The sequence below is a fragment of the Bacillus xiamenensis genome (genome assembly GCF_000300535.1).
GTDB classification, from domain to species: domain Bacteria; phylum Bacillota; class Bacilli; order Bacillales; family Bacillaceae; genus Bacillus; species Bacillus xiamenensis.
Genome location: NZ_AMSH01000089.1, coordinates 1 through 8,900 on the forward strand (window position 1 = coordinate 1; position 8,900 = coordinate 8,900).

General features: G+C 43.3%; 8 protein-coding genes. All 8 read left to right on the forward strand.

The features are described from left to right. Positions 1–597, forward strand: a 597-nt coding sequence (locus BA1_RS17510; protein WP_008361854.1) for an exosporium glycoprotein BclB-related protein, incomplete at its 5' end; no start/stop codon positions are given. A gap of 141 nt (positions 598–738) precedes the next feature. After that, positions 739–2,334 (forward strand): sensor histidine kinase, encoded by a 1,596-nt coding sequence (locus BA1_RS17515; protein WP_008361855.1) that lies wholly within the window; start codon positions 739–741, stop codon positions 2,332–2,334. 3 nt (positions 2,335–2,337) lie between these two features. Next, complete coding sequence (locus BA1_RS17520) at positions 2,338–3,036, forward strand: response regulator (protein ID WP_008361856.1); 699 nt, start codon at positions 2,338–2,340, stop codon at positions 3,034–3,036. A gap of 3 nt (positions 3,037–3,039) precedes the next feature. Continuing rightward, on the forward strand, positions 3,040–4,017 hold the full coding sequence (locus tag BA1_RS17525) for a tripartite tricarboxylate transporter substrate binding protein (RefSeq protein WP_008361857.1): 978 nt from the start codon (positions 3,040–3,042) through the stop codon (positions 4,015–4,017). A 190-nt stretch (positions 4,018–4,207) separates the two neighbouring features. Beyond that, the gene (locus BA1_RS17530) at positions 4,208–5,506 is read left to right on the forward strand and encodes an Mg(2+)/citrate complex secondary transporter CitM (protein WP_008361858.1); all 1,299 of its coding nucleotides are present in this window, start codon (positions 4,208–4,210) and stop codon (positions 5,504–5,506) included. 180 nt (positions 5,507–5,686) lie between these two features. Continuing rightward, positions 5,687–7,318: a M14 family metallopeptidase gene (locus BA1_RS17535; protein ID WP_008361859.1), complete on the forward strand. Its 1,632-nt coding sequence runs from the start codon at positions 5,687–5,689 to the stop codon at positions 7,316–7,318. A gap of 17 nt (positions 7,319–7,335) precedes the next feature. Then, a complete protein-coding gene (locus BA1_RS17540; protein ID WP_008361860.1) occupies positions 7,336–7,638 on the forward strand; it encodes a virulence activator alpha C-terminal domain-containing protein in 303 nt (100 codons plus the stop codon). A gap of 104 nt (positions 7,639–7,742) precedes the next feature. Continuing rightward, the gene (locus BA1_RS17545; protein WP_008361861.1) at positions 7,743–8,852 is read left to right on the forward strand and encodes a nitric oxide synthase oxygenase; all 1,110 of its coding nucleotides are present in this window, start codon (positions 7,743–7,745) and stop codon (positions 8,850–8,852) included. The last annotated feature ends 48 nt before the right edge of the window (positions 8,853–8,900 follow it).

Genomic DNA, 8,900 nt, shown 5'->3' on the forward strand with positions numbered 1-8,900 from the left:
GGAGCAACTGGTGTAACAGGAGATACAGGCGCCACAGGAGCAACTGGTGTAACAGGAGATACAGGAGCCACAGGTGCAACCGGAGCAAGTGCGATTATTCCATTTGCATCTGGTACTCCGGCTGTTTTGACAACAATTGCTGGTGGTCTCGTTGGAACATCTAGCTTGGTCGGATTTGGCAGCTCAGCGACAGGTGTCACTATTGTAGGCGGGATCATTGATTTAACAGGTGCCGCAGGAACGTTATTAAACATGGCGTTCTCAGTTCCAAGGGATGGAACCATTACGTCTTTTGCCGGCTATTTTAGTACGACAGCAGGCCTTTCTTTAGTTGGCACGAGTATTACCGTTACGGCTAGTCTGTTTGCTTCACCGACACCAAATAACAGCTTTACTCAAGTAGCTAGCGTCACACTGGACCCAGCGTTAACCGGAATTTTAACGCTAGGTGCTATAGCAAACGGCATTGCTACTGATCTGAATGTGCCAGTCACATCGCAAACAAGATTGCTTGTTGTATTCTCTGCATCAGCTACAGGTCTTTCCTTAGTGAATACCGTAGCAGGGTATGCCAGTGCTGGTTTATCCATCACGTAAAAAACAAACAGGGATGACTCCATGCTGAGTCATCCTTTTTTGATTGAATGAATTTTCTCTTAACTTAGTGAGAAAAAATGATATGATTTTCTTAGAGTCTATTCTATGAATCTACTGAAATTAGGAGTTGTCGCGGTGAGGATGGGCAAAAGGAAAGTCACTTTACAAACGAAAATTTTGGGGTTAATTATCGGGCTTTTGCTTGTTGTCATTGCCTTATTGACGATTTGTTTCGGTTTTTTGCAAACATCAGAAAGGCAGAGACAAGCCGAACAGCTGGCAGTGCAAACCGCTAGAACGATATCCTATATGCCGCCCATTAAAACATCGGTGGCTACCGGAGCGTCCCAAAATGAAGAACAGGCAGTGCTTGAGCAGATGAGGGAGCAAGTAAGAGCACATGCTATCTTCATCACCAATCAAAAAGGAAAGGTCCTTTTTCATACGAATCATGAGGATGTAGGGGAAACCATCAGTGTATCTGAAGGAAGGAGCACCCTGCTATTTGGAGGAACCTCTATATCAACTGGTGATTCTGATGGTGAAACCGTCGTCAGAGGCAGTGCGCCGATTATGAAGGAAACAGGACAGCATGAAGAAATTATTGGCACAGTCACCGTCGAATTTTTAAAAAGAGACATTGACCAAGCGACAGCCCATCAATTATTCAAATTGAGTTATATCGCTCTTCTTGTTTTGCTGCCTGGCGTTTTTGGAGCTATTTTTTTAACAAGAAGTATTCGAAAAGATACATTAGGGCTTGAACCACATGAAATTGCCTCATTATATCGAGAAAGAGAAGCGATGCTGCACGCGATTAAAGAGGGCATTATTGCGTTTGACCGCAAAGGTGCAATTACAATGATGAATACGTCAGCCGAACAGATGCTACGCGTCTCTTCAACGCTGCCTCTTCATATTGATCAAGTGTTGCCAAATGCCAATCTTCTATCCTATCTAAAGATAGAGACGATTGAACCTAACATAGAAACCGTCGTCAATGATAAAACCTTTGTGTTAAATGTAAAAAAAGTGATGCAGGACAATCGAGTATTCGGGGGGATTGTGAGCTTCAGGGAGAAAACAGAGCTGACGAAGCTGCTGGATACATTAACAGAGGTAAGCCAATATTCAGAAGACCTAAGAGCACAAACACACGAATTTTCAAATAAGCTGTACGCCATTTTAGGCTTGCTTGAGCTGAAACAAGTGGATGAAGCCATTGACTTCATTAAAGAAGAATATACAATTCAAAATCGTCAGCACGATTTACTCATGAAGCAAATTCGCTCTCCAAAAATACAAGCCATTTTACTCGGCAAGTTAGGAAAGGCATCTGAGAAAAAGATTCATTTTCACATTGATGAAAACAGTTCATTGGAGCCGCTTCCCGCACATTTGAGTATATCTCACTTTATCACGATTATTGGCAATCTCGTAGACAATGCGTTTGAGGCTGTATTGAATAAGGAGAAGAGAGAAGTAGTCCTGTTCATCACAGATATTGGATTTGATATTATCATAGAGGTGTCTGATTCAGGGGATGGTGTCAATGAAGGAGCCATTTCACAACTTTTCACAAGAGGTCATTCATCAAAGGGAGAAGGGCGAGGCTTTGGACTTGCCAATGTCAAAGAGGTATTGGACGAACTTGGGGGCTGGATTGAAGTACAGAACCAAAAAGAAGGCGGTGCCATCTTCACTGTATACATACCGAAAGGCACAAAGGGGGAATAGATTGTGATGAAGGTACTCATTGCGGAGGATGATTTTCGAATCGCTGCCATTCATGAATCTTATATACAAAAGATAGAAGGCTTTCAAGTCGCCGCAAAGGCAAAGAGTGCAAAGGATATGTGGGAGGCACTTCAAAAAGAACAGGTGGATCTGATTTTGCTTGATGTGTATATGCCTGATGAGCTTGGCACTCACCTTTTGCCGCTTTTAAGAGAGCGCCATCCTGAAGTGGATGTGATCATTATCACGGCTGCAACGGAAACGAAGCTGCTAAGAGACGCCCTTCATTATGGCGTGGTTCATTATTTAATCAAACCGGTGACAGCTCAAAAATTCACGCAGGTCTTAACCGAATATAAAGAAAAGAAAGACTTGATTAACTCAAAGGATGAAGTCAATCAAACGATGATTGATCTGTTTTTTGGGCAGATGCAGGAAGAACCAAAACAAAAGGATGACCGCGACCTGCCAACAGGCATTAATTCACTCACCTTGGAGAAAGTGAAAACATTGATGGCATCAGAGAATAGCGGGATTACAGCGGAAGAACTCGGAGAAAAAATGGGCGCATCACGCACAACAGCGAGACGATACGTAGAGTATCTTGTCACAACGGGAGAATGCCGAGCAGAGCTTGCGTATGGAATCATTGGCAGACCAGAACGTAAATATTATCCTGCCAAAAAGCAATTGGAGTCATAAAAGATGAAAAAAGGAATCCTTCTCCTCATCATGACCTGCCTTTGTATGACGCTCACCTTTAATGAAAAAACAGCAAAAGATTCTTTCCTGCAAAACAGCCCATTATACATTGTGGTATCAGGTGTACCTGACGGCGGATTTGACCAAACGGCCCAAGTGATGAAATCCGTGCTAGAACAAGAAAAGCTGGTGAAGCAGCCTGTGAATATTCTTTATCAAAGAGGTGGTACGGTCGATAAAGGATGGACCTACATGATGGAGCGAGAGGCCAATTATATTAGTTTAAATTCAAGCCTATTATTAAGCCGTAATTTGCTTGGCAGCAGTAACGTGACCATGAATGATGTGACTCCGCTCGCCATTCTTGCAGAGGAGTGGCAAGTCGTCGCAGTGCCTGTTGATTCTCCTTTCTCAAATGGGAAAGAGCTGTTAAACGCACTAAAGAAAAAACCGGATTCCTTAAAAATTGGGTTTGCCCCGGACTTTGGGAATGATGATCAAATCTCATTCGCGCGGGCTGCCGAAATGGCAGGAATTGATCCATATCGCATTCAATTTTTGAAGTTTGACAGTGCAGATGATTTATTTCAGGCACTCATTGCTCATGAAGTGGATGCAGCAACGACAACCATTACAGAGGTTCGCCATGATTATGAAAAGAAAAGGCTAAAGCTCGTCGCGACCACAACGAATCAGCGTTTAGAGGGATTTAAAGATGTACCTACTTGGAAAGAGCAGGGAATCCCGCTCACCTTTTCTCATTGGCGTGGTGTGATGGGACCAAAGCAAATGAATCAGCACGACATTCGTGAATGGGATCAGCTTCTTCAAAAAATGACACAAACCAAGTCATGGAAAAAGCAGTTGAAACAAAAAGGCTGGACAGGCCGGTATATGAACAGTAAAGAAGCAAAGGTCTTTATGGAAGATCAATTAAGACGTTATGAACAGTTCATACAAGGAGAAAAAGCGGTCAGGTGAGGCCGCTTTTTTTCATGGAATCAACGAACGGCAACAATTGCACAAAATGAACAAAAAGCATTTATCGACCGAAAAAGAATTAAAATTCATAATATTTACTTCAATTCAGGCGTCAGATATCATGACAGAAAGGGTTGGAAATGGGATACCAATATTAATGAAAGCGTATACAAAATAAGGGGTGAACAACGTGTTAGCGATCTTAGGATTTCTTATGATGATTGTATTTATGGTATTGATTATGACAAAACGTATGTCTGTTTTAACGGCATTGGTATTAACACCGATTGCATTTGCTCTTATTGCAGGTTTTCATTTTACAGAAATTTCAGACATGATTGTGAAAGGCGTCCAGCAAGTTGCACCTACGGCGGTCATGATCATGTTTGCCATTTTGTACTTCGGGATTATGATTGATGCGGGTTTATTTGATCCAATGGTGGCGAAAATTTTAAAAATTGTTAAAGGCGATCCATTAAAAATTGTTGTCGGGACAGCGGTGCTGACGATGCTTGTCGCGCTCGACGGAGATGGAACCACAACGTATATGATTACAACAACAGCCATGCTTCCGTTATTTACACTGCTTGGCATTCGGCCAATTATTCTAGCAGGTATTGCGGGTGTTGGAATGGGGATTATGAATACGATCCCATGGGGAGGAGCAACACCTAGAGCGGCGAGTGCTCTTGGCGTCGATCCATCACTATTATTTGGGCCGATGATTCCAGTCATTGGTGCAGGGATTCTCAGTATGGTCGTAGTTGCTTACTTTCTTGGAAAAGCCGAAAGAAAACGCCTTGGTGTGATTGAGCTCGACCAGCCGATTCATGCAAATGAAATGGCAGCGGCCCTGCAAGATGACATCAAACGCCCAAAACTTTGGTGGTTTAACCTGACACTGACTTTATTATTGGTCCTATTGCTTGTATCAGGAAAAGTCAGCTTAACGGTTCTGTTTGTTCTTGCTTTCTGTGTCGCCATTATCGTGAACTATCCGAATTTAGAGCAGCAACGTGAGCGGATTGCGGCTCATTCAACAAACGTTTTAGCCATTGCTTCAATGATCTTTGCGGCCGGTGTTTTTACAGGCATCTTAACTGGGACGAAAATGGTCGATGAAATGGCGATTTCGATTGTATCGGCTATTCCAGAACAGCTTGGCGGATTTATTCCAGTCATTGTCGCGTTAACAAGCGGGATATTTACGTTCTTTATGCCGAATGATGCATATTTTTACGGGGTACTGCCGATCCTATCAGAAACAGCGGCGGCATACGGTGTCGATAAAATTGAGATTGCGAGAGCATCTATTATTGGTCAGCCGATTCATATGTTAAGTCCACTTGTTCCATCGACTCATTTACTTGTTGGACTTGTTGGGGTATCACTGGATCAGCATCAGAAATTTGGGATGAAATGGGCTGTACTTGCAGTCGTCGCCATGACGGTTATGGCGGTTCTCATTGGAGCCATTTCTATCTGGTAATGAGAAGAGTGTCTGCTGCCATGCAGGCACTCTTTTTTAGGTCCTATTGCTGGGTGAGATCCATTCATTTGCCCTATATAAAGGGCTGTTTGATTCCTCCAAAAGTTATATTTTTGAAAAATGCTGACACTTTTGCTGTTTTTTTCTTTATAATGCAAATCAACGAAGGGAGAGGATAGCATGTCCAAACAAAAAGGCGCGATTCTTTCTGCTGCTGTATGCCTCATGGCAGGAAGTTTGTCAATGGTGACCCCAGTTTCAGCGAATGCAGATACCCCTTATTATGGAAAAAATTATGAACAGCCAGCCTCGGTTCAGAAGCTGTATCCTGAGCCGGACGAAACGTTCGATACCCCTGCTTTTCAGAAAAAAGGAGAAGCATTTACCACACAAGAAGAGCTTCAAGATTTCTTACGTGACATTGTCAGTAAAAGTCCTTATGCTACGCAGAAACAGATTGGAACATCCATTGAAGGCAGATCCATTCCAGCTATCTACTTTACAAAGGATCGTCACATCTCTCCACTGTCAAAAAAGCCAACGATCTGGCTGCAAGCACAAATACACGGAAATGAACCAGCCTCCGGTGAATCAGCTCTTGTCATCGCCAAACGACTAGCAGGTGATGAGGGGGAGCGTATACTTAGCCATGTGAACGTCATCATTGTCCCAAGAATCAATCCAGATGGTTCTTATGCATTTGACCGCAGGCTTGCAAACGGAATGGATGGCAACCGTGATCACATGACACTAGAATCTCCAGAACTGATAGCCCTGCATGAAGAATTTAATCGTTATGCGCCAGAGGTGGTCATTGATGCTCATGAATATGATGTAGGTCAAAAGCAGTTTGAAGATATTGGCCCATCAGGTGCGCTGAAATATCACGATCTGCTCATATTATCAGGTAAGAATTTGAACATCCCTGAAAGCATTCGTTTAACATCAAATGAATTATACGTCAACGGAGTGCGTGAGACGCTGACGAATAAAGGGTTTTCTAACGATTTATATTATACAAACACAAGAGGGAAGGATGGAAAGATCGACCTTTATGAAGGCGGAACCGATGCACGGATTGGCCGAAATGCTCTTGCACTCTCACCAGCCCTATCGTTTCTTGTAGAAAGCAGGGGGATTGGAATTGGCAGAGAGAACTTTACCCGGCGCGTCGCAGCACAGGTCATTACGCATGAAAAAATCATTGGGACAACGGTGAAGCATGCCAAGCAGGTGAAGCAGCAAATGGTGACGGAGCGGCTGAAACTGGTGAAAAAAGGTCTTCAACCAAATGATGATGATCAAGTGGTCATACAAGATGATTTCAAGGCTCCTGTGAACGATTCGCTGGAAATGGTGGATATTGAAAAAGGACAGACCACCAATGTCCCTGTACGTTTTCATAGTGCGAGTGATGCAGTTCCTGTACTGACAAGAGAACGGCCGACAGCTTATCTCATTCTCCCAGGACATGAAGGGGTAGAGAGAAAGCTCAGAACTTTAGGGTTAAAAAGTGTGACATTGCCTGTTGGCATGAAAGTACCGGTACAAGCCTATCAGGTGACAAAACGAGAGGAAAAGAGCTCAACCGATATTCAGCTTGAAACGAGACTCGTTGAAAAGAAACGTCAGCTGCCAAAAGGAACGAAGGTGTATGTGACTGCACAGCCAGAGACCAATTTATTGTCACTTGCCCTTGAACCAGAATCAAAGGACAGCTATATGACATCAGGATTTATCGCTTCAAAAACAGGCGATGAACTGCCAGTCTATCGGTTCTTGCTTCATCAGAAGACGCTAGGGATTCAATAAAAAGGGGTTACCTCTCTGTGAACAAGCTAAAAGCGGCACAATGCGTGCCGCTTTTTCTATTTTCGTCCAGCTCTTATTTCATCTATGGACAAAACAGAAGCGGCCAGCCTGTTTGCTCATCAGTGCTAGAGCGAACGAAGAAAGTAGAGATGCTGGAACAGAAGCTGAACGCTTTAACAGAGGAAGACCCATCTGCCCAATCGCTACATTCAGTACAATTCGGGCATTATTTAGTGCTGTCAAGAGCCATTGAAAGGGAAAAAGGGTATGTTCGCTGGCTCCAAAAGACCCTTGAGATCATTGATTCATTCATTGTCTAAGGACAATTGTCGGATGATATGATAAAAAATGGGTTGAAACAAGTGAATTTATTAAAGGAAACCGCTACAATGGATATATTCGTATTAAAGTGAGGCGAGTATGTTTGAGTAACCAAGAAGTGTTGTGGAATGAAGCAGAAGCTTTTATTTCTTTATGCTATGAAGAATTAGGCAAGTCAAATGAAGAAAAAGCAGCACGTCTGCATGAAATAAAAAAAGAAATAGAGTCTGAAGGCATTTATACTCATACGCCGGAAGAATTATCTCATGGGGCGAAAATGGCATGGCGCAATAGCAACCGCTGCATTGGCCGTTTGTTTTGGTCAACGCTGCATGTTCATGACTGCCGGCATGTGAAGACAGCAGATGAGGTGAAAGAGGCACTCTTTCATCATATTGAGTATGCGACAAATGGCGGGAAAATCAAACCGTCCATTACAATCTTTCCACCAGAGAATAAGGGACGTAAGGAAGTCGTTATCTATAATCATCAGCTCATTCGCTATGCGGGATATGAGACGGAATATGGCATCATTGGGGACGAGGCATCACTTGAATTAACCAAGTTATGTGAAGCCCATGGCTGGAAAGGAGAGGGTACACATTTTGATCTTCTGCCTCTTATGTTTCAGCTAAAGGATCAGCCGCCCGTTCTGTATGAGCTTCCGAAAGAAATCGTCCAAGAAGTCGAGATCACCCATCCTGAATATGATGGATTTCGTGATTTAGGACTGAAATGGTATGCTGTGCCGATTATTTCTGATATGAAGTTAGAAATTGGCGGCATTCATTACAACGCCGCACCGTTTAACGGCTGGTATATGGGCACAGAAATTGGTGCACGTAATCTAGCTGATGAAAATCGCTACAATATGTTGAAAAAAGTCGCTTCTATTTTAGGACTGGACACGACAAAGAATGTGTCGCTTTGGAAGGACAAAGCCATTGTTGAATTGAATGTGGCGGTTCTTCACTCCTATCGTGAGGCAGGGGTGACCATTGTGGATCACCATACAGCAGCCCATCAATTCAAGCAGTTTGAAAAACAGGAAGAAAAGGCCGACCGCAAACTGACAGGTGACTGGACATGGCTCATTCCGCCAGTCTCACCTGCTGCTACGCATATCTTCCATCGCGGCTACGACAATACGATTGTGAAACCGAATTACTTTTATCAGGACAAGCCTTATCATGAAACAGAACCTAGCGAATAGCTAGGTTCAGATTGTTGACAAAGGGCTAAAATGAACTTTATTTTAGCC

Excerpts from the sequence above, each read along its gene's own strand:
- BA1_RS17515 (WP_008361855.1), top strand. The coding sequence starts at position 739 with ATGGGCAAAAGGAAAGTCACTTTACAAACGAAAATTTTGGGGTTAATT.
- BA1_RS17525 (WP_008361857.1), top strand. The coding sequence starts at position 3,040 with ATGAAAAAAGGAATCCTTCTCCTCATCATGACCTGCCTTTGTATGACG.
- BA1_RS17535 (WP_008361859.1), top strand. The coding sequence starts at position 5,687 with ATGTCCAAACAAAAAGGCGCGATTCTTTCTGCTGCTGTATGCCTCATG.